The organism is Candidatus Izemoplasmatales bacterium, assembly GCA_041649275.1.
In the GTDB taxonomy this organism is placed as follows: domain Bacteria; phylum Bacillota_I; class Bacilli_A; order Izemoplasmatales; family Hujiaoplasmataceae; genus UBA12489.
Genome location: JBAZNL010000002.1, coordinates 127821 through 152508, shown reverse-complemented (window position 1 = coordinate 152508; position 24688 = coordinate 127821). Strand labels below are relative to the sequence as shown.

The following is a 24688-nucleotide window of genomic DNA, read 5'->3' as shown; positions in this document are numbered from 1 at the left end:
CCGAACCACATCCCATCCGTTCCAATTATACCATATCGTCCCGTCCCGCCCAAGCAAAAGTCGGGCCGAAACCCGACTTTCGATCAGCGCAGGACGCGTTCGTATCCTTCCCGGTAGATCAGCGGCAGATGGCCGCGGTGGACGAAGCCGAACCGGAGGATCATCCGCTTCATCCGCGCATTGTCCGGATGCGTGTCGACCTTGACCGCATCCGCCCCCTCGCGCATCGCCTTCGCGATCGCGAAGGTGAAGAGCGCCGCCCCGATCCCGTGCCGGCGGGCGTCCGGATCGACCATCACGCGATGGAGCACGAGCGCGTTCCGGCCTTCCCAGCGGACGGCCGCGTAGGCGGGATCGTTCTCGGGAAGGATCGAGATCGAGCCGACGATCCGGCCCTCCTCCTCGGCGACGAAGAGCGCACCCTTCGCGGCGTCCGCGGTGAATTCGCGGATTCCGGGATAGACGGCGCTCCACTGGTCGACGCCGCTGGCGTGGAGCTCGTCGGCGACGCGCCGGGCGATGTCGTTCAGGATGACGGCGTCTTCGGCCTTACCCGTTCTGATCATCGGGAACCCCCCTGAGGCTGACGTCCGTGCCGTCGGTCTCGAGGGACCAGTCCGCATGGACGTAGTCCTTGTCGCCGTTGGAATAGAGAAGCGAGCCCCCGGAAAGACGGATCGCGACGATCGGCGCGTACAGTTCGCGCAGTTCGACGTCGGCACCCGCGCCCTCGACGTCGAGGCGCGCCGCCGCGGTCGAATACGCGAGCAGGCTCGTTCCCGCCTGAAGGTCGGCCTGCAGGGTTCCCTGGACCGTCCCCGCGGTGACGGTCGCCTGCGCTCCGTCCGAAAGGGTAAGCGAAAGCGAGTCGCAGCCGTCGGCCTTGACGGCGATCTCGCCGCCGCGGGAGACGAGCGTGACGTCGCCGACCGACACGTCGGCCGCGGTCAGGCCGATCCGGCCTGCGGCGACGTCGGCGGAAAGCGATTCGAAGCCGAGGTACTCGATCGTGAGGTTGCCGTAGGCGGCGAGGTTCACCGTCACGTCGGCGATCGGAAGCGTCTTCGGGACGTAGATCTCGACCGCGCCCGGAAGCGGGTCGGCGTAGCGGACGTAACCCGTTTCGCCATGCGCGAAGGCGACGTCGATCCGGTTCGACGCGGGGTCGACGGACCAGACGAGCGTGTCCTTCTGCGCGGCGGTGTCGTAGAGGAAATAGACCTTGATCTCGGTGGTGTCGGAGACGGCGTAGAGGTGGACGTTGCCGACGCCGGCGGTCACGACGACGTCGTAGGCGTCGCCGTTCGCGATGTCGTCCGTCACGTCGACGACGAGCTCGTCGCTTTCGAGGTTTTCGACGACGATCGAACGGTAGACGAGCGAATCGTTCCCCTCGAGGACCTTCTTCGCCACCCAGCCGGAGCCGAGGACGACGACGATCAGGGCGACGTAGGCGACGATCGACTTGGTCGGGGTGTTGATCCCGAGGGCGCGGATCGGGGTCGCGAGCGAGAGCTTCCGGACCGCGGCGACCAGCGGCGCCGGGTCGTTGCCGCGGACCGCGGCCACGCCGCGGACGATCAGCGTCCCGATCAGCCGGACGAGGAACAGCGACAGTTCGAGGAACAAGAGTCCGAGGACGAGCAGGTAGCCGGCGTCCGCGGCGAGGTAGATCCAGACCCAGAACTTCTCCCAGCCGTGGGCGAAGGCGACGATCGGCAGGATCGAGAAGCGTTCGGCGTTCACCTGGAAGAAGCTGACCGCGAACAGGACGATGAGACCGAGGAGGAGTGCGAGGACGACGGCGATCAGGAGGTTGCGGATCATCACGAGGGTGGTCTTGTTCATCGCGTCACCCGATCCGGCGGACGCCGTCGGACGGCTCCGCGACGTAAATTTCGGCCATCAGGCCGTAAGCCTTGTAGTAGCCTTCCGCGACTTCGTCGGAGAACGCCGGAATCGCGCCCTTCGGGACGATGTTCACGGTGCAGCCGCCGAAGCCGGCGCCGGTCATGCGGGCGCCGAGGGCGCCGTTCTTCCCGGCGAGATCGACGAGCAGGTCGAGTTCGGGGATCGAGACCTCGTAGTCGTCCCTGAGCGAGGCGTGCGAGGCGTCCATCGCCCGGCCGAAGCCGGCGACGTCGCCGCGTCGCAGCTGTTCGAGGGCGCCCCTGGTGCGGGCGTTCTCGGTCACGGCGTGCTTCGCGCGGCGGTAGAGGACGCCGTCCCCGAGGGCGGAAGCGTGTTTCCGGAAGGTCTTCTCGTCGAGGTCGCAGAGATGGTCGACGGCGACGCTTTCCTTCAGAATCGAAAGCGCCCGGTCGCATTCGCGCCGCCGCTCGTTGTACTTCGAGTCGACGAGGCCGCGCTTCACCTTCGAGTTCACGATCACGATCGAACATTCGCCGAGCGCGAGCGGAACGGGGGTGTACGCGAGCGTCGCGCAGTCGAGGAGCAGAGCGCAGTCCTTCCTGCCGTTCGCGATCACGAACTGGTCCATGATCCCGCAGTGGACGCCGATGTACTCGTTTTCGACCTTCCTGCAGAGGACGGCGAGGTCGGGACGGGTGTATCCGAGCCCGAAGGCGTCGTTCAGAAAGCAGGCGAAGAGCAGCTCGATCGAGGCCGACGAAGAGAGTCCGCTCGCCTGCGGCAGGTCGCCGTGGACGGCGGCGTCGAAGCCGCGGTCGATCGTCCCGCCGCGCATGGCCATTTCGCGTACGACGCCCTTGGCGTAGTTCGCCCAGGAGTCCTCGCGGCGGTAGGCGAGGTGGTCGAGGGTCGTCGCGACGATCCCGGCGCCCGCGAAGTTCTCGGAATAGAGGCGGATCGTGCGGTCGTCCCGCAGGCGGAACGCTCCTTCGTTGCCGAGCGACAGCGCCGTCGGGAGGACGAAGCCGCCGTTATAGTCGATGTGTTCGCCGATCAGGTTGACCCGGCCGGGCGAAAAGTAGACGAGGACGTCGTCGGACGGACCGAACTGGAGGTCGAAGAGCGCGCGGATGTCATGGATCATGGTGGTCACCCCTTCGTGAAGATTATACACTGACGGACCCCGATGCACAAGGCGATTCGGGAATGAAGAAGGGACGCGCGGGGCGTCCCTTCGGCGGTGGTTCAGGAGAGCGTGACGACGATCTCGTCGTACGCGCCGTCGCGGACCTGGAGGGCGTCCTCGCCCTCGAGGCGGCGGCCGACGATCGTCTTCACGGCGATGCCGTCGCGGCGCAGCTCGTAGCGCACCGGCTCGGTCTTCCAGCCGTCCTTGCCGGCGGGATTCAGGTAGACGACGTTCTGGCCGATGAAACGGGCCTCGATCCGTCCCTCGCGGAAGTATCCGGACGGGACGAGCGGCCGAAGCGCGAGCGTGAGCCGCCCGTTCTCGGCCTTGAACAGCTCCTTGCCGTGCATCGCGATCGACCAGATCGAAAGCATCTCGGCGGTCGATCCGGAGAGGCGGGAGACGAATCCCTGGCCGCGGACGGCCGGGTTCGGATTGTTCGAGGTGGCGACGAACGAGGAGTTCTCGGTGGTCGGTCGGCCGTAGGTCTCGGGATCCATGAAGCAGACGAGGTTCTTCTCCGCTTCGGCGAAGAAGCGTTCGTAGAGTCCCGCCTTGAGGATTCCGAGGAGATACTTGTAGGTCATGTGGAGGAAGTTGGACTCGCGTTCGAGCCAGCCCTTCGTGAAGGCGCGGATGCGGCCGATCTCGTGACCGCAGGCGTCGAGGTCGGAGGAGGTGCGGTACGTTCCGAGGGCCTCGTCGTAGAGGTCGGTGGACTTGATCCTGACCGCCATCGCGGCGGCCGCGTCCTTGTCCCTGGTCGTCTTGAGCCAGCGTGCCGGCGCCTCGAGGAAGTCCGGGAGGCGGTGTCTTTCAAACGCGGTCACCCGCGTCAGGGGCAGTCCGTAGGAACCGACGACGGGTTTTCCGGCACCGTCGACGACCGGCTCGTGGGCGGTCGCCTCGTAGTAGAAATAGGTCGGGATGATGCCCTCGCCGATCGCGATCGCGCGTTCGATCGCGCCCTCGCAGCCGGCGACGACGCGACCGACGAGGCCCGCGAAGGCGGCCGCGTCGACCTCTTCCGTCCGCGCCGATCCGAAGCGGATGCGCTCGCGGTATTCCTCGCGCAGGGTCGAGACCTCGTCCCAGCGGGCGAAGCCGGGGGCGGTTTCGACCGCCTCGAGGCGTTTCGCGAAGGCGAGAAACTCGACCGGCAGGACGACCTTGCCGGCGGGGGCGGCCTTCAGGAAGCGGGCCAGGCGCAACAGCTCGACGGTCTCGCTCATGCCGGATCCGAAGATGCCGGGGAGGCCGTTCATCGCGTCGTTCCAGCCGGGGCGGTTGGCCTCCATCTCGACGCCGAGGCCTTCGGGGTCGAGGGTGGCGAACTTGATCGCCGCCAGCATCAGGAGTTTCGCGTAGAGGCAGGTCGAGAACGTCCCGCCTTCGGCCTTGAACCAGTTGGTGCCGTGCTCGGCGAGGCCGAGACGCCGGATCTTCTCGCCGTCGGGGTGGCGGAGGGAGCCGTACTGGCGGACGTGACCGTCCTTGTCGACGCAGGTCTTCTCCGCGCGCGGTCGGACCGAGACGGGACTGTCGAAGGTCGTGTAGGAGCGGTCACCGAAGAGGAGCGTCTCGCGCCGGTCGGGGAAGATCTCGAGGTAGCGCTCGACGAGGTCGAGGATGTAGGTCCAGTGGTCGGTCCAGTAACCCTCGTTCCACGACGCCTCGACGTCCTGGCGGGCATGGGCGAAGATCGCGGCGAAGAGGGCGTCGTCGGACAGCGGCGTCGCGATCCCCTTCTGTTCCATGCCGTTCACGATCGAGCCGGGGGTGAACTTGCCGGATAGGAGCGGGACCATCGCCGCCGCCCCGTCGCCGAAACAGCGCGCCGCAAGATCCGGGATGACGGACTTGTCGTCGATCGCGAAGGTCGCGCCGTTGATCCCGAGCGGGTTGTAGCCGTCGGCCTGGACGAGCGAGGCGAACACCTTGATCGAGTAGTCGCCGGTCTCCGGATGGAAGAACACGTCGTTGCGCCGGTTCTGGCAGACGTCGCGGAAATTGCCGTTGCCCTGGGAGTAGAATTCCGGCGCGATCGAGAAGAAGTTGTAGTCGCGCTCGAGGTCGCCGTGCTTGCGGCTGTAGAGGTAGTAGACGAACTTCCGGTCGCCGGCGTCGATCGTCATCGGATATCCGCCGCGGAGGAGGTTGTCGAGGTAGTTCTGGCGGATCATCTCGTCGAAGACCGGATAGGCCGTCTTCGTCGTCACGTCCTCGAGGAGGGCGTCGACGACCGTCGCCGCGGCGCGCCTCTTTTCCTCGAACCAGGCGTGGCCGCGCCGTGCGAGGTCGAGCCGCTTGGCGGCGACGGCCTGGACGTCGTGGGTGTAGCCGACGAGGGTGTCGACCGTGACCGTCTCGCCCGGCCGGATCGTCGTCGCGAAGCCGGTGAAGCCGCAGGGGACCTTGTTCGCGGTCGCTTGGAAGGAATTCTTGAGTTCGAGCATCGTGTGCTTCGCGAAATGCGCCGGATGGTTCATCGCCGTGTCGTATCCGTAGACGAGATCCATGTCGGCGAACGGCGTGACCGGTTCGCCGTCGAGGAACGAGAGATAGAAGTTGCCGTCCTTGACGAGCGCCGTCTCGGAGGTGTCGCCGGTCGCGGAGCGAAGCCTGTAGAAGGCGAACCCCTCGTCGAGGCAGTCGACGTCCATCCAGCTGCGGAGGAGGTTGGACATCGCCTTGTAGCCGCCGTGGTCGATGCCGGCGGGGAGAATCTGGGAGATGCCGTCGAGGACCTCGACCGAAGTCGCGACATTCGTCGTGTTCGTGATCGAGACCATCCGGACGAGGGCCGCGAGCGGGTCCTCGGGCAGGCCGAAATAGGTGACGCGGACGGCGAGGCCGAGCCGTCGGTTCTCCTCGACGATCGTAAACGACGCCGGCTGGATCTCCATCCGCCGCTTCGGCTTCTCGTCCTCGGGCTTGAAGATCTCGTGCACGGTCCCGTCGACCTTGACGAAGGTGCGGAAGCCGATCTTCGAGGTGTACAGGTAGGCCAGGTTGCCGGGATGGAATTCGAGCATCTGGCCGTTCTTGTCGCGGAGGCCGAACGAGCAGATCCCCTGCCCGCGGTTCACGTAGAAGGCCCAGAGCGGAATGCCGCGCTTGCCGGCGAGACCGGGCAGGAAGCTCGCGAAGGTCTTCCGACGGTCGTAGTCGTCGATGATGAAGCTGTTGCGTTCGAAGCGATAGCTCTTCTCCATGGGGATGGCACCGTCCTGTCATATGTAACCTATTACACAATTGTATTATACCGCACGCGGCGCGGATTGGCAAGACGAATCAAAAGCCGCCCCCGACGATGGCGGGAACGGCTTCAGGCGGTGATTGCGAGGGCGTAGAGGATGAACGAGAAGGAGAGCGAGAGCAGCCGGACGAAGACGTCGACGACCGCCTTCCCGCGGTACGGACGGATCGCGCGGACGGCGATCAGTCCGATCCGGAGCACCGTCGCGAGGAAGAGCAGGTAGAACTCGACGGAGGCCCCCCCGCCGAAGGCGCCGCGGCCGTAGACGATCGCCAGCGTTCCGAGGACATCGGCGAAGAGCGCCGAGACGAGGGGAAGGACGCGCATCGCGCGGTCGCCGAACGGAATGCCTTCGCGGGCGGCGCGGACCTCCAGAAACGGCGAGGCGAGCGCCCAAAGGGCGGGAAGCGCGACCAGCAGGATCAGAAAGGCGACGTCGTCGCGAAACGAGAGGAAGTTCGCGATGACGAGGATCGGGAGCGTCGGCGCGATCCACCACTCGGCGAACAGCCAGGGGTTCTTCTTCCGGGCGGCGGAAAGCCATTCCGGCAGTGCCCGGATCCAGAGGTACAGGCGCGTGAACAAGGCGATCGCCTCCCTTCGCGAACCATTATACTACGGAACGCGAAAAAAAGGCAGGGGATCGTTCCCCTGCCGGTCATTCCTGCGGATAGACGGACGCCTGCTTGCGGTCCTTGCCGAGACGTTCGAACTTGACGATGCCGTCGACCATCGCGAACAGCGTGTCGTCCTTGCCCATGCCGACGTTCGTGCCGGGATGGATCTTCGAACCCCTTTGACGGTAGATGATCGATCCCGCGGTGCAGAACTGGCCGTCGGAGAGCTTCGCCCCGAGCCGTCTGCCGGCGGAATCGCGACCGTTCTTGGTCGAGCTGACTCCCTTTTTGGAAGCCATGAATTCCGATATGTTCAGATTCAAGATCATTGGTTACACCTCCAGTGTGATGTTGCTGCGCGTTACAGGGTGATTTCGGAAATCGTCAGCTTGGTATACGGTTGACGATGGCCGTTCTTCTTGTGGTAGTGTTTCTTGGGCTCGTATTTGAAAATGACGACTTTCGGGCCCTTGCCCTGCTTGTTGACGACGGCCTTGACCGCGGCGCCCTTGACATAGGGCTTGCCGATCTTGATCTTGTCGCCGCCGACGAGCAGCACCTTGTCGAACGTATAGACGGAATCGACTTCCGCCTCGAGTTTTTCAACCCAGATTTCCTGTCCGACTTCCACGCGCACTTGCTTTCCACCGGTTTCGATGACTGCGTACATTCCTGCACCTCCTCAAATTGGTAAGACGCGCCGTGATGGTCACGCCGAAGCGTGTTCAACCATTTCCGAGCGGTATGCATTTGACATACGGTGATATTATACTAAAACGACCCGGGCGAGTCAAGGAAAATCGTCTAGCGTTCGCCGGGATAGCGGAAATTCCACGAAGCCCGGATCGCATCCGTCTGACGAAGGATCTCGAGGGTCGCCTCGTGCGGGCAGACGGGGCTTTCGACGTCCTTCCGGCGGATGCAGCGGATCGCTTCGAAGATCTCGTATTCGAGGCCGTTGACGAGGTGCTTGACGGCGATCTCGCGGACGATCTTGTGGTCCTTGTTGTACACCGTGGCCACTTCCGTCGACCAGAAGGAGGGCAGGTGCACGTACCCCTTCGTGCCGTAGATGTAGGCTTCGCGACCGAGGTCGGAGACGATCGAGGCGTTCAGAACGGCGGTCGCGTGCGGATAGAAATAGGTGATCTTCTCGGCGACGTCGACGCCGGTCGGTCCCATCGTGACCTCCGCGTCGAAGCTGTCGGGGACGCCGAGGAAGAGGTTGGCGAGCGTGATCGGATAGATTCCCACGTCGAGGAGGGCGCCGCCGCCGAGCGCGGGATCGAAGAGCCGGTCCTCGGCGCCCGCGCCGCTTTCGAAGCAGAAATCGGCGTCGATCTCGATCACTTCGCCGATCTCGCCCTGGTCGACGAGCTTCTTCACTTCCTGGATCGCCGGCAGGAAGCGGGTCCACATGGCTTCCATCAGGAAGAGCCCCCTGGATCGGGCGAGGGAAACGAGCTCCTGCGCCTGACCGGCGTTCAGCGTGAACGCCTTCTCGCAGAGGACGTGCTTGCCGGCTTCGAGGCACATGCGGACGTGGTCGAAATGCAAACCGTGCGGCGTCGCCACATAGACGCAGCGGACCTCGGGGTCGGCGATGAGTTCCTCGTACGTGCCGTAGGCCTTCTGGAAGCCGTAGTTCGCGACGAATCGCGCCGCGCGCTCGAGGTCGCGCGATGCGACCGCGTAAAGCGTCTCGCCGATGCCGTTCATCGCCTGACAGAAACGGTGCGCGATCTTGCCGGCACCGAGAACACCGAACTTGACCATGATATCACCCGTCTTCCATTATACGCCTAAATCGTAAACGCGCCAACGAGAACGTGCGCCCGCGCGTTGGTAAAGGCGTTACATCTTTCGAATCGGGAGGGGGGATGCGGTTTCGCGCCGGGAGGATGGCGGAAACGCCGGGTCCGTGGTACAATGGATGCGGACGGTGATCATCATGCCCTGGTGGACGGTTCCATCGATCGTGCTGGCCGCGCTCGGCCTCTATCTGTTTCTCTCCCATCTCGTCTATCGCCGCTTCATCCGCGTCGGTTCGGCGAACGGAGGCGGTCTGGTCGACCAGACCGATCCGTTCTTCCGATCGTCCTGGGAGTGGTTCAAGACGGTCGCCCGCGACACCGTCGCGATCCGCGCGTTCGACGGCACCCGATTGTCGGCGGCCTACGTCGCTCCCGCCGTCGGTGATCCCGGCCGGACCGCGATCCTGGTCCACGGCTACCGTTCCGTCGGATCCGACCTCGCGATCCTCGCCCGCCTTTACAGCGACATGGGTTTCCGCGTCCTCGTCCCCGACCTGCGGGCGCACGGCCTTTCCGGCGGGAACTACACCTCGTTCGGTCATTTCGAACGGTACGACCTGCGGCGCTGGATCGACTTCGTCCTCCGTACCTACGGGGCGAACGAGAAGATCCTCGTCCACGGCGTCTCGCTCGGGGCGTCGACCGCTTTCCTCTACGCCGCCGGCGACGTCTCGCCGAACCTCCGTCTGATCGTCGCCGATTCGCCCTTCGCCTCCGTCTGGGGCGTCTTCGCGCGCACAGTGAGGCCCCGGGCGCTCGTCCTCTTCCTCCCCGGGATCGAGTTCTGGTGCCGCTACCTGCATCGCTTCCTGCTCTTCCGGATCGACGTCCCCAAGGCCGTGAAGGCGACCAGGACGCCCTTCCTGATCATCCACTCGGTCGGCGACCGGGTCACCCCGTACGCCGCCTCCGAACGGATGTCCGCGCTCTCCGAAGCCCCGCATGAGGTCCACGCCGTCCATTCCGACGTCCACGCCGAGGGGTACCGGACGGACAAGGCGGGAATCGACGCGAAGATCGCCGCATTCGTCGCCAAAACCTTCGAAGACAAGAAAAAATGACTTCCGCGGAAGTCATTTTTTTTATTTTCCCTCTTTCAGGAGGTCCTGCAGGAGCGCCTCGAAGTCGCAGGTCGCGACGCAGACGAACCGGTCGGCGGCGCCGTAGTAGACATAGAGGACGCCGTCCTTCACGACGTTGCCCGTCGGGAAGACGCAGCCGTTGTAGACGCCGGAGGTCTCGTAGTCGAATTCCGGCTCCATGATCGGCTCCTTCGTCCGCGCGAGGATCCGGGTCGGGTCGTCGAGGTCGAGCAAGACCGCGCCGACGCGGTAGGCATCGTCCTTCCTGGCGACGCCGTGGTAGATGACGAACCAGCCGTACGGGGTGCGGATCGGCGGACAGGAGCCGCCGATCTTCTTCGACTCCCACCAGGTCTCGCCCTGCATGAGGATGGTCGGCGCCGGCCATTCGAGCAGATCGTCGGAGAAGGAGATCCAGATCGCCGGATTTTCGTTTGGATATCCCGCGCCGCACTTGAACATCGGCCGCGACAGGCGGACGAACTTCCCGCCGACGCGTTCCGGGAAGACGTAGACGTCGCGGTCGTCTTCGCGCGAATCGGTCATGCGGCCGAGCTTCTTGTAGGTGCGGAAGTCCTGCGTGATCGCGAGGTAGGTCACGGAATTGTTCCAGGAGAGGAACGTCGGGCCGTCCTTGGGCGGGTTGAACCAGGGTTTGGGGGCGTTCAGCCAGTAGCGTCCCGGGGCGTACGGGCGGGCGGCGTAGGTGAGGAAGTACCAGTCGCCCATCTTCACCAGGCGCGGATCCTCGACGCAGCCGCCGTCGGCGCCGAAGTAATCGGGAGAAAGCACGGGCGCATCGCTCTCGCGGACGAAGTCGATTCCGTTCTCGGAGGTCGCGAGGCCGAGGTGGATGTAATGTTCGACGGTGTCGCCGGCGGCGCGGTAGAGCATCGTGAAGCGCTTCGTCGACTCGTCGTAAACGACGGCCGGGTTCAGCACGACGAGGTTCTCCCACTCGTGGGCGGGGACGGGACGGAGGATCGGGTTCTTCGGGGATTTGGTCAGTTTCATCATGTCGGACTCCTCTTCAGGTAGACTCTTGCCTCGAACGGTTCCAGGACGCCGTCCGCCGGCGCCTTGACGTTGCCGAGGATGAGCTCGTAGCCGTACAGGTTGATCCCGACCCGGAAGGGGACGGGCTTTCCGACGGCGTTGCAGACGACGACGAGCGAATCGCCGTCCAGGCGGCGCTCGTAGGCGTACAGGCGGGGATTGCGGAACGCGAGGTCTCGATAGTCGCCGTATACAATGATATCATACTTTTTCCGGAGGGAAAGGATTTTCTGATAGTACCGGAAGATCGAATCGGGATCGTTCTTCTCGGTCTCCGCGTTCACCGTCGCGTGGTTCGGGTTGACGCCGATCCACGGCGTCCCGGCGGTGAATCCGGCATGTTCCGAGGCGTCCCACTGCATTGGCGTGCGGGCGTTGTCGCGCGAGGAATGCGCGAGCATCCGCATCGCCTTCCTGTGCGAATAGAGGAACATCCGCCGCGCCATGCGGTAGATGTTCTTGCTCTCGACGTCGCGGTACTGGTCGAGTTCGGTGAAGCCGGCGTTCGTCATCCCGAGCTCCTGGCCCTGGTAGACGAAGGGCGTCCCCTGCTGGAAGTAGAGCATCGTCGCAAGCATCGTGGCCGACGCGTAACGCCGCTCCGGATCGGCGAAGCGGTCGATGCTCCGGGCCTGGTCGTGATTCTCGAGATAGAGCGTGTTCCAGCCCTTTCCGGAGAGTCCCCGCTGCCATTTCGAGAGCGGTTTCTTGAGGTTCGTCGGACGGAAGCGCTTGACGAACCACTTGATCCCGCCGTAGGAATCGGCACCCATGTGTTCGAACTGGAAGAGCATGTCGAGTTCGCGCCGGTCCTCGGCGACGTAGGAGAGCGCCGTCTTCGGATCGACGAACGCGGTCTCGCCGACGGTGAAGCAGTCGTGCTTCGAGAAGACCTCGTCGCGCAGCCAGCCGAGGTACTCGTGGATCTTCGGGCCGTTCATGTAATGTTCGCGGCCGCGCAGGATCAGCGCCGGCTTCCCGTTCGGCAGCCCCGGCGCCTTCGAAATCAGGTTGATGACGTCGCAGCGGAAGCCGTCGACGCCCTTGGCGAGCCAGAACTCGAGGATCCCCTTCACCTCCTCGCGGACGCGTGGGTTCTCCCAGTTGAGGTCCGGCTGCTTCTTCGTGAACAGATGCAGGTACCACTCCTTGCGTTCCTCGTGGTAGGTCCACGCCGGACCGCCGAAGAACGAGGTCCAGTTCTTCCGTTCCGGCGACCAGTGGTAGAAATCCTCCCATCCCGGTTCCTTTCGGACCGATCTTTGGAACCACGGGTGCTCGTCGGAGGTGTGGTTGACGACGAGGTCCATCACCAGGCGGATGCCGCGGGCGTGCAGCCTGGCGATCAGTTCGTCCATGTCGGCCATCGTTCCGAACTCGGGGTTGATCGCCCGGTAGTCGGAGATGTCGTAGCCGTTGTCGTCGTTGGGGGTGGCGTACACCGGCGAGAGCCAGACGATGTCGCAGCCGAGTTCGGCGATGTGCGGGATCTTCTCGACGATGCCCTTCAGGTCGCCGACGCCGTCGCCGTCCGCGTCCTTGAAGGAACGCGGATAGACCTGGTAGACGGCGCCCTCGCGATACCACGCGCGCTTCATCTCAGTCCCTCCCGAACAGACGCGAGACCGCTCTATCCGGACGCAGGTTCATGAGGTCGACGAGCGCGAGCGCGGTCCGCATCGGAAGCATCCCGCCGCTCATCACGGACATGCTGCGGAGCGGCGTCTCCATGAGCGAGCGCGTCACCATCCGCCGGTACGATTCGGTCTCGTGCGCGACGGCCTTGGTCACCGCGCCGCGGGCGAAGCGAACCAGCAGCTTCCCGAGGAGCGTACGGCTGACGTCCTCGAGCGTGTCGTCCATCGTGTAGGGACGGCGGCGCCGGACGGCGGTGGGTTCGAGTCTGCGGCCGATCAGGATCGCGAAGTCCTCGTCGGTCATGATCAGTCCCCTGGCGACGTCGTAGCTGGTCGCCCCGAGGATCGCGGGATCGGGTTCGGGGCAATCCGGGACGACGACCTCGAGCGGTATCGAAAGGATCGTCTCGGCGGCGTGTCTCATGATCGCGATCCGATAGGTTCCCGGGCGCGCGACGAACCGGTCGGCGCGCGGGTCGAAATAGGCGAAATCCGCTTCCCCGAGGCTGAACGAGACCGTCTTCCGCTCTCCCGGCGCAAGGCCGATCTTGGCGAAACGGCGCAATTCCCGGCGCGGCCGGAAGACCGGCCCGGGGGCGTTCTCGACATAGAGCTGGACGACCTCGCGGCCGAAGACGGAGCCGATGTTCTCGACCTCGACGGCCACTTCGACGTCGCCGGGGATCGTGATCGACGGCCGCGAAGTCCGCAGGTCGGAATAGGCGAAGGACGCGTACGAGAGGCCGTAACCGAACGGGAAGAGGACGGGGACGTTCTTCGTCTGGTAGTAACGGTAGCCGACGTAGACGCTCTCCTGGTAGTAGGCCTTGGCGTTGCCCGCGGCGTAGCGCGACGCGCAGGGGACGTCCTCGGCGCGGAGCGGCCACGTCTCGGGAAGTCTGCCGGACGGATTGACGGCTCCGTAGAGGACGTCGACGACCGCGCCGGCGCCCGCTTCTCCCGGCAGATAGGCGTTCACGACGCTCTGGACGTTCTTGATCCACGGCATCGCCACCGGCGATCCCGCGGTGAGGACGACGATCACCTTGTCGGCGATCTCGGCGACCTGGCGGATCAGTTCCTCGTGGCCGAACGGCAGGCCGAGGTCCGTGCGGTCGTAACCTTCCGACTCGTATTCGTCGGTCAAACCGGCGAAGATGACCACCTTGTCCTTTCCGCGACAGGCTTCCTTCGCGACGTCGAGCAGACCCTGGCTGTAGCCGTCGCCCGAAAGGGCATAGCCGGCGGCGTATTCGTACGACGCCCCCTGCGGCATCGTCTCGAGGATCGAATCCACCTTGTGGGGATTGACGTGCGAGGAACCGCCGCCCTGGATGCGCACCCGCTCGGCAAGGGCGCCGAGGACGGCGACGCGATCGGTCGTCTTCAGCGGGAGGACGTCACCGTCGTTCTTGAGCAGCACGACCGCGGCCGCGGCCGCCTGTCGCGCGAGTTCGTGGTTCCCGTCGAGGTCGACGTCGCGGACGGGAAGGTCCGCATGCGCGTCGACGAAACGGAGCACGCGTTCGACGCAGGCGTCGAGTTCGGCGTCCGTGACCCGTCCCTTGCGATAATCCTTGATCAGCTTGCGGACGGCGTAGGCATGTCCCGGCATTTCGAGGTCGAGGGTGGCGCGGACGGAGCGGGTCCGGTCCGAGACGGCCCCCCAGTCGGAGACGAGAAGCCCGTCGAAGCCGAAACGGCGCCGAAGCGTGGCGTCGAGCAGATGCGCGTTCTCGGCGGCGTAGACGCCGTCGACGCGATTGTACGAGCACATCACCATCGCCGGCCGTTCGCGGACGACGCGTTCGAAGGCGCGGGCGTAGATCTCGCGGAAGGCGCGCGGATCGGCGACGGAATCCGATGTCATCCGCCACGACTCCTGCGAATTGAGCGCATAGTGCTTGACGCATGCGCCGACGCCTTCCGACTGGACGCCGCGGACGAAGGCCGCTCCCAGTTCACCCGAGACGAGCGGATCCTCCGAATAGTATTCGAAATTGCGCCCGCAGAGCGGGCTGCGCTTGATGTTCACCCCCGGCGCGAGGATCGCCTGGACGTCCTTGGCGCGGCATTCCGAGGCGATCGCGCGTCCGACCCTCTCGGCGACGTCGACATCGAAGCTCGCGGCGACCGTCGCCGCGGGCGGGTAACAGACCGCATGGTAGGTCTCCGCCTCCTGGACGCCGGTGCGCGAGTCGAGCTGCTTCCGGAGTCCGGTGGGCCCGTCCGCCATCATCACGGACGGGATCTTGAGGCGCGGGATCGCGCGGGTGTGCCACATGTCGGCACCGACCAGAAGTCCGCATTTCTCCTCGAGGGTGAGTTCCTTAAGCAGTTTCGCGATGTCCATGGGCTGCCTCCGCGGCGCCGTAAACGGCGACCTTCTCGATTTGATTATATCATCGTTGACGGCTCCGCGCCACATGCGATCGCGCGAAACGAAAAAAACCGCCCCCCGAAGGGGACGGCGTGGTGTCCATGGCGACTCGAACAGGATTCGAACCTGCGACCGTTGGATCCGGAATCCAAACGGTCGTTTTTTTTATTTGATTCACACGCACATGTGCGAAAACGTGAATAGATGAGGAGTTTCAATACAAGTGAGAAAACTTCTGAAGAAGATTCAATGGGTGTTTTTCCGGAAAAGCTACTATCGCTCCCTTTCGAGCAGTCGCATGTTTCTTAAAACATCCAGGTGAAGGTCATGGCACATCAGTTCAGATCATATTCACCGGCTGAGAAGTTGCATTATTATGCCGGCAAGTTGAAATCGAAGGACCCGGGCGAACGGATCCTGGCTGAGATGCGAGTCGAAACTCTATCCAGGCAAGTGAAGCCGTTAGATTGGCAGAACTACCTGATCGGACATCCTGAAGCTCGAACGTTGAAGGGCCTGAAGGTGGGATCCTAATGGCCAAGAAGTCGAAATACGCCTGGAGATCTCGATCCGATGTCGCCGATCAATACGAATTCGCGAAGATCTCGGCAGAGATTTGCGAGCTGAAGCGTATGAAGGAGACATCGCCGATCGAGAAGATCGAACTGGCCGTCAAGGAAGAATATCATCGCGCACGCATGTCGAAGTTATCCGGGAACCCGGATTATCGATCCGTCTCCAACAAGCAACTATATCAAGTTGCGAACAACGTGGTCCGGAGGAATCCGAATCTGTATCTCTGAATATGGATCTGAGTTATCGAATCAAATGAGAATTGAACGAAGATCTTCGTTTAATTTATTACTTCAGAAAGGAGGATCACACCATGGCGAAGGGCAAGCGCATGACTCCGAACGAGTCCTACATGTATCACTCCCAGAAGTCGGCTTCGATCGCTCAGCAGCTGAAGTCGTTCGATGTGAAGGCCGAAAAGGACTTCGCGGAGCTTCAGCAGAAGAAACGATACCATGACCTGAAGGCCGCCAACGTTGCCGGCAAGCTCAACAAGAAGCTGCCGACATCGGCGATCGTCAAGGCCTCGAAGAACTACAAACCTTCGAAGCTCCTCGAAGCGCGGATCATCGATCTCAAGAACTAGATCCTCGCCGTTTTGCCTGGGCCTGATCCAACATGATCGGATCGGACCCAGTAAAAACTGCAAGGCATGACAGGAGGTGAGAGTGTGACGAAGAAGGACAAGACATTATACAGATCTCAGCAAGCTCATCTTGCGCTTGCGAACAAGGCTGAAGCCTCTGGCGATCTGAAGAAGGCCTACTATCATACGCTTTGTTACAATACCCAGGCGATAGATGGATCCATTCAGTCAAAGGAAGTCCGGAAAGCCAACTGGCGCTTCGCTCTGGACATGAAGACATTCGACAGAACGGATTTCAACAAGGCGGCGAAATGGAACTCGCCTTGGTGAATGCTAGACGCAAGGATATCCTTGCTTCTTCCAGGGTTCCTGATCTCACCCCCCGGAGATCCGGAATCCTGGAAGCCGCAAGGCTTAATAAAAGTCCCTAATGGGCATGTAACAAATGAAAGGTCAAAAAACAAATGGAAAGACCGTTCAAGAACACCCCAGACTTCACCGAAGCCGACTGGGAAGCGCTGAAGAAGGTCAAGGTTACCCTCGAAAAGCGCGTCAATCCGGAATCCGGATATGTCACCTGCTACGCGACGATCCATCTTCATCAGCTGCTTCAGCCGAAGATGAAACTGACTGAAGATCGTCTCAACCTGATCCGGATGCGGACAAACCGTCAAATCTTCGACAAGAACGGCTACGAGATCCTCAAGCACACCTTCATGGCTCCCTACCGCATGGTCACCGGCACGATCAAGGGAACTGACCGAAAATACAAGTCGGTCCAGGTGATCTTCGGGCAGCAGCTCACCGAAGTCCACTTCTTCAACGACTTCAATCAGTCCGCATGTCTCGCCGAACTGGAAAAGAATGTCGGGATCCAGGGCAAGGAGAAACTCGCTCTGGACATCGAATGGGAGACCGCTCCGGATCCCATCGACTCCGACAAGAACTTCAGCTTCGAAGCGGAATGATCGACCGCTGAATCGAGAAGTGCAGCCGGCTGTGGTTGCGAAGGCCATAGCCGGCAAGTCTTCGAATGAAAGGAGGAGATCACATGACACTTGAACAACTGCTGAAGAAGTTCCCTGGAGATCAGGTCGTCAACGTTCGGACGAAGAACGGTGAACTCTTCAAGGGCACAATCAACGACTTCTGGAAATCTTCGTCCATTTCCAGATCCGCGATTCTTCCGATTTCCGATCTCGATACCGACTTCACGGAGCTGACAGTGGATCGAAAGAAGGAAATCTTCCCCATGTTGGTGGTAGTCCTAGACTACGAAATCAACTTCTCCGCACCGGTTCAACCGGTGAAGGCGTGAGTCATGCTCTTCCAGGCATTTCTCATGTGGATCCTCCAAGGCTTGCTTCTCCTGGCCGGCGTTCTCAAGTGGATTTTCTGGACCGCCCCGCTCGGGTTGATCAAGAAGATTTTCAAATAAGAAAGAAAGGAGAAACGACATGCCCAAACTCATGAATCTCCCGGGCCTGGCCTCCGGCGTTCGCTTCGGCGCAACGTGGTCCGGCTTCTGGGAAAATCTGACCAACCACTGGTCGGAACTCTCCGGCCTCGCCCAGACGACCGTCAAGACGATCGCCGCTTGCGTCGGAGTCGGGTTGGTCTTCCTCATCGGCATCCTCGTCGCCGCCAAGGCGAAAAGAAGCCGTCGCGGCTTCCTGAAGTAACACGCATCATCACTGAGCCTTGCATCCAACCTGCAAGGCTTTATGATTACCCTTCGAGCATCAGCTCGTTCACATACAAAATCATATGCGCTCAGCGCAAAGGAGAAAGAATGAAGAAAATTATCTATGGATTTGTCCTTGTCATGTCGTTCTTCGCTGCCCTGGTCGGGCTGCAGCATCTGCCGGTAGTCAGTGCGGATCCGGTGGATCTGTTGGATCCTGCGAAGGTGGGACTCATGAAGAGCGGATCCAACACGCTCGGCATCCAGTATCACGACGATATCCTGATCGATGGCCGCTATCGCCTCGAGTTCGACGGAACCATGCCGCAAGAACCCTCCTTCCAGTATTCCATGTATGACACGAATGCGATCATGGAAGGCGGCTTCTCCTGGAACGTGATGGCCGCCGACGAACTGTTCGGATGGCCCTTCATCGCGAACCCTGTGTTCAGCGGAGGAACATCGGACTTCACGATCGATATCGTCGTCGCCCAGGGTTATTTCTACATCACCTTCATGAATCAATACGATGAGGTCATGTGGCCGATGATCGAACCGAGCATTTCCGGTATGCATCTGTATCTCCTGGATGTTCCGGACACCGTGGATCCGATGTTCACCTACGGATCCGCGACGATCGAAACCTCCTACGCTGATCCGATATCGGTCAATGAGGTGAAGGCGCTTCTGACGGTCACCGACAACATCGATGGCGATCTGACCTCGAGCATCGTCGTCGAAGCCGACGAATACACCTCGGTGTCTCCGAAAGTCGTCGGAACCTCGTATTCCATCCTGTTTTCGGCCGAGGATGCCGCCAGCAACAAGGCCTATCTCGAGATCCAGGTTGAGATCATCGACGATGTGAAGCCTTATTGGGAATACATGGGACAGATATATGAAGATGGGGAACATCTTTATATCGATTTCATGCTGTCCGATGTCATGGCCAATTGGGGAACCAATTCATACGCGCTATATGACTATCTCGAGTCATATTTGCATTATCTCGACGCGGTCCCTGAAACGGCCGTCAATGTGATTGGTGGATTTCCGCCTTTCGCAGATGATGAGTCGTTCGCGAATATTTATGCTGATTTCAATCAGTCATATACTTCGATCGGTTTCACTCTTACTGCATTTGATGAATACAATAATGAAGCCGATCTCCATGTCACGATCGAGATCATTGACGACATCGCGCCGGTGATGGAAGGACCTCAGATCTGCCACAAGGCAACGACGGCCACATTCCCTCTGAACGATGTGATCCAGGATTACATCGTGGGCAATGTGACTGACATCTACGTTCATGAGTTCGCTCCGGCGTATACCTCGGAACACACCTACACGGTGGTGAGCGATGGATACACCGGAAACGAATCGATTCCTGGAACGTATCCGATCGTCTTCAAGATCGAGGACGGCGAAGGCAACTTCTCATATACCATGATCGCTGTCAAGGTCATTGATTTGACGGTCCCGGTGTTCGTCTATGCCGATCCGGTGCTGACGGTCTCTGCTGCAGCTCCGATCAACAACGAGGATCTCCAGACGATGCTCGAATCCTTCGGACTCGAACAGCTCGCCGAGGATCTCGGGCCTCATGAGATCATCGAGATCATGCAGTTCGACGAATACGTGGCGAATTCGGATGTCCCCGGAGATTACGAGGTCCTGGTTCATGTGGTGTATGAGGACGGCAACGACGCTCATGTCCCGATCACGATCCGGGTCTCGAATGAGCTTTCCGAAGTCGAGACCCCGGATCCGATCTGGAACTTCTCGAGCTTTCTCTCGGTCACCGCATCTGCAGCGGTCGCCGGCTTCATCGTCTATCTGATCATCCGCAAGAAGAAACACTGAATCGAAAAGGGTGCAGCCGCCGCATGAGCGACGGCTTTGGCATCCGGAAGGAGAAAACATGAAGAAAATCATCCTCGTTATCCTTTCCTCCATTTTCGCGCTTCTGGCTGTCGGATCTGTCGAAGCAGCGGAATACACGATCGTCGAAGAAATCTATGAGTATCAGCCTGCAGATGAATCGTTCACGATCAACGGATCCAATCCGGATGCCGTGAACTACAGCTCTGTCGGGTATGTCTCCCTGCTCATGGGATATGGCAACAGCTTCACCTTCGAAATCGCAAGCCGACTCCAGGAACTGGAATACTTCCAGGATAACCTGGAGAACGTTTCGTCGATCTACCTCCAGATTCAAGTGGGAACCTACTACACTTCTGCCGCGAATGGTTACTGGAATACGTCGTCCACCGCGATCGACATCGATGGCGGCATCATCACCCACGCGATCGATCCTGAATACATCCCTCAGTCCGTTTCCTTCGTGATCTGGTGGGCGAACGAAGGCTACTCTGGCGGTGCGCCGTATTCTGATACCGGTGGTCTGCGCTACTATGAAGCGAACCTCGTCGTCGAGTATGAAACTCCGGTCGATACGATCATCGATGTCGATTCGGATTACACGCTTCTTCCGGATTGCTTCAGCATCGGATTGAACGGTCTGGCTGTCACCAGGTTTCATCAGATCGAATCCCTTCAGCTGTATGATGCGGCATCCAGATCCTACCATCTTTCGTTCTCGACGGTCAACCAGGAAGGTGAAGCAGAATCCTATCGCTTCGATGTCGCGTTCCCTGTAGATCTGGATCTCTCGGAAGTGATCATCGACGACTGGAACGTGAACATGTCCTATTCAACCTCTCCGGATGGCGATCGAATCCTCTACGTTCAACCGGACCCTGAGAAGCTGCCCTATCCGGATGTCTATGCCGCATCATCGGACTCGTATGAGGAATACAACATCGGCTTCACCGTGATCAATCTCACCCAGGGCGAGTATTCCAGGATCGAACCGCTGAGCCTCCAGGGGGTAGTGAACAAGGAATCCTCGAATCATGCATTCCTCTACTGCTTCTTCCCCCTGGTCATTGAGAACCTTCTGAAGATCACGGTTCGATATGACTACAACTATCAGTTTCTCTTCTTCAAGGGTGAAACCAGGACGGCGGTATCCACGTTCGCCCATGGGGATTCCTACGAAGCGGATGCTCCCGGATGGCTCTGGTGGATCCCGGTCGTCGGATGGGGTGTCGTGGCCGGATCTGCGATCAGGGGAAACGACATCTATGACATCGAGGACGTCGTCGAGCCGATCGAAGCCGAAGATGTTCCGGATACCGTCGCCGGCGACTTCATGGTGTCCCAGGAGTTGACCAACCTCAACCTTCAATCATATGAGCTTTACAAGGTTCACCTGGGACAGTTCCAGGAAGGCCTGAACACCTCATACGACATCCAACGCCTGGTGATCATCTACATCATGTATGAATACCAGGGCGTGATCTACGAAGCTGCATCCGAAGCGATCGAATCCGAGGTCGCAACTCCGGATCCGGAAGTCGGATGGACGATTCCGGAGATCCTCGATGGTCTTGATGATGCTCTTGAGTCCGGAAGAAGCTTCCTGATCGTCGTCTGCGTGAGCGGTGCCGTCGGTCTGTCGGCGGTTCTTGGAATCAAGCTTGTCAATCGCATCAAACGAAGCGGAAGAAAAAGAAAATTCTACAAGTGATTCGATTCTTCAAAAAATACTGGTGGATCCTCCTCGCATTCTTGATCGCCGCCGTTCTCTTCAATCTTGATGAATTCCTGGACCCGATCCTTTCGATCCCCGATCGATTTGAGGGCGGATCCTGGTTCCACCGCTTCTCATCCAATAATTCTCCGGCATACGATCAGATCGAGGATACCGTAGTCGATACGGTTGTCGATGCGATCGATAAGATCTCCCATTTCGACTTCACATCATTCATGATGGATCTGATCATCTGGATCATGAAGTCGATCAACTACTTCATCAGCTACGGATTCAACCTTTTGGTGGCAGTCCTGATCTGGATCACCGGATTCATCAGTAATGAGGTCTACAAGGTCCGAACGACGAAAGCTGCAGCTTGGTTCATACGTCTCCAGAACCGGCTGCAGCGCATCAGGAATCGCCTCAAGGCGCTTCTGTCGTGGGTGTGGCGCATGCGCGGTCGCATCCTCATCTTCTTCGCTGTGGTCGCCCTTTCCAGGGGCTTGTTGATCTCGATTCTCAGCGAGGTTCTGATCTCCGTCATTCACTACTTCATATCGGCTTTTTCTACAGAAACTCACATCTACTTGTTTGAAGTCTTCAAATCGGCGATCCTGGTTGTCGCGCTGTATGTTCCGCTGCCGGTCACGATCATGGGGATCGCTTGGTTCTTCATCACTGAGTCAATCAATCTGGCTACGAAGAAACTGGAGAAGAACTTGTATGACTTCCGAGCGTTTGTCAAGTTCGAAACTCACCAGTTCTGCATTATCGTCGGTCCTCCCTCTGTTGGAAAGACTCGACTCAATGTGCAGCTCTGTCTTGCGGCTGAAGAAAATTACATTGTCGAGCTAGAAGAGATCCTTCATGACATCGAAATGCAGGAACCGGAGATCAACTGGGGTGAGATCGAAAGATCGCCATACCAACACATGGAGCAGTTCCCGGAGCATTACTATTACATGTGCTTGATCCTCGATGGCGTATCGATGATCGCTTCAGCTCCGTTCGCGATCCTGGATCCATACGCGGATGGCTTCTCCATCATGCTGAAGAGCTGCTATCTGAAGCCGTTGGATCCTAAGTTTCAAGCCGCTCTCGAGGAATACAAGGTCTTCTCCTGGTCGGAGATCGACAAGGAGTATAACTCGCACTACACGAAGGAAGCTGTGGGTGAGGATGGCATGTATATCACCTTCGGAACCTTCTCTCATTGGACCAAACGCCATTCGAAGTTCTTCCTGGATTATCAGCAGGCAACCCAGGTTCCTCTGAATCTCCGGGGGTGCGCCGACAAGTTCCTGAAGGTCCGGGAATATACATACCGGTATCCCTTCCCATTGTCATTGGTCAAAGCTCCATTCGATTGGATCTTCAACCTGGTCGATCGATTGATCGTCAAGTATGAATCGGTCAAGAGCAGGATCTCAAAGAACACTCGCCGCCGTGGAGCTGCCGAACGGAAGAGATTCGATTATACGTTGATCTATTCCGTTCTGCGATATTGGCGCTGCAGCTTGGCGAAGATCCTTCTGTGGTTCTCGAAGTTCGACTATATCAAATTCAAGATCGACCTCCAGGACAAGGAAGATGTCAAGGTCGGTTCCGTCGCGCTAAGAGTCAACTGCCAGGACGAATCATGGCGCGGAAGCCGACTCTACGAATCGGTATTCCTCTCCGAAGGATACGAGGCAAAGAAACCTCAGGAACTCCGGTGGGAGACTCTGCAGCGTTATTCCTCGCTGAAGCCGACTCCGGAGGAACTGAAAGAACTCGATTTCAACTTCATCAACCAAAGCTTTTTCGAAGAACAACAACAAACCAATGTGTCAACGCCGGTTGGATCGTCGCCGGTTCCCGGAGACGATGCCGGCGCTGAGGAACCGCCGCTGCAGTTTCGATGATGAATGTAGCACTCCATTTCAACGATAGCTCGCGGCCTCCCAGGCGCATGCCGAGGCCGCGTGCTTGAAAGGACATACATGAATACAAAATGTAAGCGGGGGGGTAATAGCATCCCCGTAAGTGTCGGAAATGAGCAGAAACAACCAGGGGGAATCATTTCAGAGATCAAGCTTGACAAGCGGATCCTCTGGGACTGGGTTTCGTATACATTCGACACCCTGGAGTATCACGAGTCGTTCATTGCATCGGTTGGTAAGAAGTTCGTAACAATCGCGAAAACCGAAACGAACGACGAGATCCTGAACACGCTTCTGTTCGTCCTGGGGGTTCCGCCGCCTGTTGACTGGAGTTCGATCGAGCAGGACGAATACGCGATCAACAATTTCAAATTCAGCATCACCATCGGCGAATTCATCGAGATCAATTTCGCCGGGCCGCGATCGGCGAATGATCGCATGACGACTCAGATCCTGCTCCGTGGTCAAGCATGCCGGGAACTGGTCGAGTTCCGTCGAAGGGATTCGAAGTATCCGTTCGTCGAGCTGTTCGCGTTCTGTCGCGCCCTTGGCGGTCATTTCAAGAGAGCCGACCTTGCGATCGACGATTTCACCGGAAAAGAGATCGATATCTACGACCTGGAGGAGTTCGTAGACAACAAGTGGTTCACCGCAACCTATCAAGGCTGCATGAAGATCAAGGATCTGGACTATCGTGGCGGCATCTTCAGCAAAGGCTTTTCGCTGACCTTTGGATCCCCGAAATCGAATCAGCTTCAGATCTACGATAAGAACCTGGAGCGCAAGTCCCAGAATTTCGAAACGTTCGGAACCAATGTCTGGTATCGATATGAAATGCGCTTCGTGGACGACAAGGCGGATCAGATCGTCGAGGAATACATGAAGGTCATGACATCCGGTGACGAGGATCCTTTTCGGGTATCCAGGTTCGCGATGGAAGCACTGAACGGTTGCATCACCTTCAAGGATCCTGAGCAGTGTTCGAAGTTCAGAAAGAAGAATCCGAAATGGACGACCATCAAGGACAAGATCTCAGATGCGGTTCCTCTGCCGGAGTGGCTTGCTTTCACGGAAACGGTCAAGAAGACGGATCTGAGATCCCATGGGAAGGTCGAGAAGTCCATCGATCGCACTGAAAAGTGGATGAACAAGTCGCTCCTGCTGATCTTCGCAGAACTCTTCCTGACCTACCAGGAAGACTATCTATCAAAGCACCTTCTGGCTGCCCTGGTGGGACTGGAACGCATGGACGATCCCTCCCTGGAGGCCGTGAACAAGAAGCGCGAATCCCTGGGCAAGAAACGCATCACGATGCAGGATGTCCAGGAGAAGCACGACGAACTCATTGGAAAGATCACCAGGGGGAACATCCGGGTTGTCCTGGATGATTTGCCCTTCTAGCTTCAGAACAAACAT

Annotated in this window: 22 protein-coding genes; 11 read left to right on the top strand and 11 right to left on the bottom strand. The window is 59.7% G+C overall.

The window, feature by feature from the left end; translation table 11 throughout:
* Positions 1-83 precede the first annotated feature (83 nt).
* The 8 genes from WC509_03465 to WC509_03430 all read right to left on the bottom strand — a co-directional run bounded on the left by WC509_03465 (position 84) and on the right by WC509_03430 (position 8713).
* Positions 84-566 carry a GNAT family N-acetyltransferase gene (locus WC509_03465; protein ID MFA5006509.1) on the bottom strand — a complete coding sequence of 161 codons (483 nt, stop codon included), beginning with the start codon at positions 564-566 and terminating at the stop codon, positions 84-86.
* Positions 550-1848, bottom strand: coding sequence for a hypothetical protein (locus WC509_03460; protein MFA5006508.1), 1299 nt, complete (start codon positions 1846-1848; stop codon positions 550-552). Before WC509_03460 ends, WC509_03465 begins: the two co-directional genes overlap by 17 nt.
* Positions 1849-1852: 4 nt before the next feature.
* The gene (locus tag WC509_03455) at positions 1853-3016 is read right to left on the bottom strand and encodes a galactokinase (GenBank protein MFA5006507.1); all 1164 of its coding nucleotides are present in this window, start codon (positions 3014-3016) and stop codon (positions 1853-1855) included.
* A 101-nt stretch (positions 3017-3117) separates the two neighbouring features.
* Positions 3118-6276, bottom strand: a complete 3159-nt coding sequence (locus WC509_03450) for a hypothetical protein (protein MFA5006506.1) — start codon at positions 6274-6276, stop codon at positions 3118-3120.
* 113 nt (positions 6277-6389) lie between these two features.
* The gene (locus tag WC509_03445; protein ID MFA5006505.1) at positions 6390-6905 is read right to left on the bottom strand and encodes a hypothetical protein; all 516 of its coding nucleotides are present in this window, start codon (positions 6903-6905) and stop codon (positions 6390-6392) included.
* Between the two features lie 73 nt (positions 6906-6978).
* Positions 6979-7236, bottom strand: a complete 258-nt coding sequence (gene rpmA, locus WC509_03440) for a 50S ribosomal protein L27 (GenBank protein ID MFA5006504.1) — start codon at positions 7234-7236, stop codon at positions 6979-6981.
* A gap of 62 nt (positions 7237-7298) precedes the next feature.
* Positions 7299-7607, bottom strand: a complete 309-nt coding sequence (gene rplU, locus WC509_03435; protein MFA5006503.1) for a 50S ribosomal protein L21 — start codon at positions 7605-7607, stop codon at positions 7299-7301.
* A 134-nt stretch (positions 7608-7741) separates the two neighbouring features.
* Positions 7742-8713 carry a Gfo/Idh/MocA family oxidoreductase gene (locus WC509_03430; protein MFA5006502.1) on the bottom strand — a complete coding sequence of 324 codons (972 nt, stop codon included), beginning with the start codon at positions 8711-8713 and terminating at the stop codon, positions 7742-7744.
* Between the two features lie 175 nt (positions 8714-8888).
* Here WC509_03430 and WC509_03425 point away from each other — a divergent pair, with 175 nt between their 5' ends.
* The gene (locus WC509_03425) at positions 8889-9812 is read left to right on the top strand and encodes an alpha/beta fold hydrolase (protein MFA5006501.1); all 924 of its coding nucleotides are present in this window, start codon (positions 8889-8891) and stop codon (positions 9810-9812) included.
* A 21-nt stretch (positions 9813-9833) separates the two neighbouring features.
* Here WC509_03425 and WC509_03420 read toward each other — a convergent pair whose 3' ends face one another.
* From WC509_03420 to WC509_03410, 3 genes are read right to left on the bottom strand one after another with little or no spacing between them, the layout of a single operon-like run.
* The gene (locus WC509_03420) at positions 9834-10847 is read right to left on the bottom strand and encodes a hypothetical protein (GenBank protein ID MFA5006500.1); all 1014 of its coding nucleotides are present in this window, start codon (positions 10845-10847) and stop codon (positions 9834-9836) included.
* Positions 10847-12487, bottom strand: a complete 1641-nt coding sequence (locus WC509_03415) for an alpha-glucosidase (GenBank protein MFA5006499.1) — start codon at positions 12485-12487, stop codon at positions 10847-10849. The genes WC509_03420 and WC509_03415 overlap by 1 nt, the downstream gene beginning before the upstream one ends.
* Position 12488: 1 nt before the next feature.
* Positions 12489-14879 carry a glycoside hydrolase family 3 C-terminal domain-containing protein gene (locus tag WC509_03410; protein MFA5006498.1) on the bottom strand — a complete coding sequence of 797 codons (2391 nt, stop codon included), beginning with the start codon at positions 14877-14879 and terminating at the stop codon, positions 12489-12491.
* A gap of 560 nt (positions 14880-15439) precedes the next feature.
* On the opposite strand from WC509_03410, the gene WC509_03405 reads away from it, so the two are divergent.
* The 10 genes from WC509_03405 (at position 15440) to WC509_03360 (ending at position 24673) form a co-directional block, all read left to right on the top strand.
* Complete coding sequence (locus tag WC509_03405; protein MFA5006497.1) at positions 15440-15709, top strand: hypothetical protein; 270 nt, start codon at positions 15440-15442, stop codon at positions 15707-15709.
* Positions 15710-15792: 83 nt separating this feature from the next.
* Positions 15793-16065 carry a hypothetical protein gene (locus WC509_03400; GenBank protein MFA5006496.1) on the top strand — a complete coding sequence of 91 codons (273 nt, stop codon included), beginning with the start codon at positions 15793-15795 and terminating at the stop codon, positions 16063-16065.
* An 84-nt stretch (positions 16066-16149) separates the two neighbouring features.
* Complete coding sequence (locus tag WC509_03395) at positions 16150-16395, top strand: hypothetical protein (protein MFA5006495.1); 246 nt, start codon at positions 16150-16152, stop codon at positions 16393-16395.
* Positions 16396-16529: 134 nt separating this feature from the next.
* Entirely contained in the window at positions 16530-17033 is a 504-nt protein-coding gene (locus tag WC509_03390; protein MFA5006494.1) for a hypothetical protein, read from the top strand.
* A gap of 83 nt (positions 17034-17116) precedes the next feature.
* Entirely contained in the window at positions 17117-17383 is a 267-nt protein-coding gene (locus tag WC509_03385) for a hypothetical protein (GenBank protein MFA5006493.1), read from the top strand.
* A 139-nt stretch (positions 17384-17522) separates the two neighbouring features.
* A complete protein-coding gene (locus tag WC509_03380) occupies positions 17523-17747 on the top strand; it encodes a hypothetical protein (GenBank protein MFA5006492.1) in 225 nt (74 codons plus the stop codon).
* 110 nt (positions 17748-17857) lie between these two features.
* Positions 17858-19615 carry a hypothetical protein gene (locus tag WC509_03375; GenBank protein MFA5006491.1) on the top strand — a complete coding sequence of 586 codons (1758 nt, stop codon included), beginning with the start codon at positions 17858-17860 and terminating at the stop codon, positions 19613-19615.
* Between the two features lie 58 nt (positions 19616-19673).
* Entirely contained in the window at positions 19674-21344 is a 1671-nt protein-coding gene (locus WC509_03370) for a hypothetical protein (protein MFA5006490.1), read from the top strand.
* The gene (locus WC509_03365) at positions 21341-23254 is read left to right on the top strand and encodes a hypothetical protein (GenBank protein MFA5006489.1); all 1914 of its coding nucleotides are present in this window, start codon (positions 21341-21343) and stop codon (positions 23252-23254) included. Before WC509_03370 ends, WC509_03365 begins: the two co-directional genes overlap by 4 nt.
* A gap of 60 nt (positions 23255-23314) precedes the next feature.
* The gene (locus tag WC509_03360; GenBank protein MFA5006488.1) at positions 23315-24673 is read left to right on the top strand and encodes a replication initiation factor domain-containing protein; all 1359 of its coding nucleotides are present in this window, start codon (positions 23315-23317) and stop codon (positions 24671-24673) included.
* Positions 24674-24688: the final 15 nt, after the last annotated feature.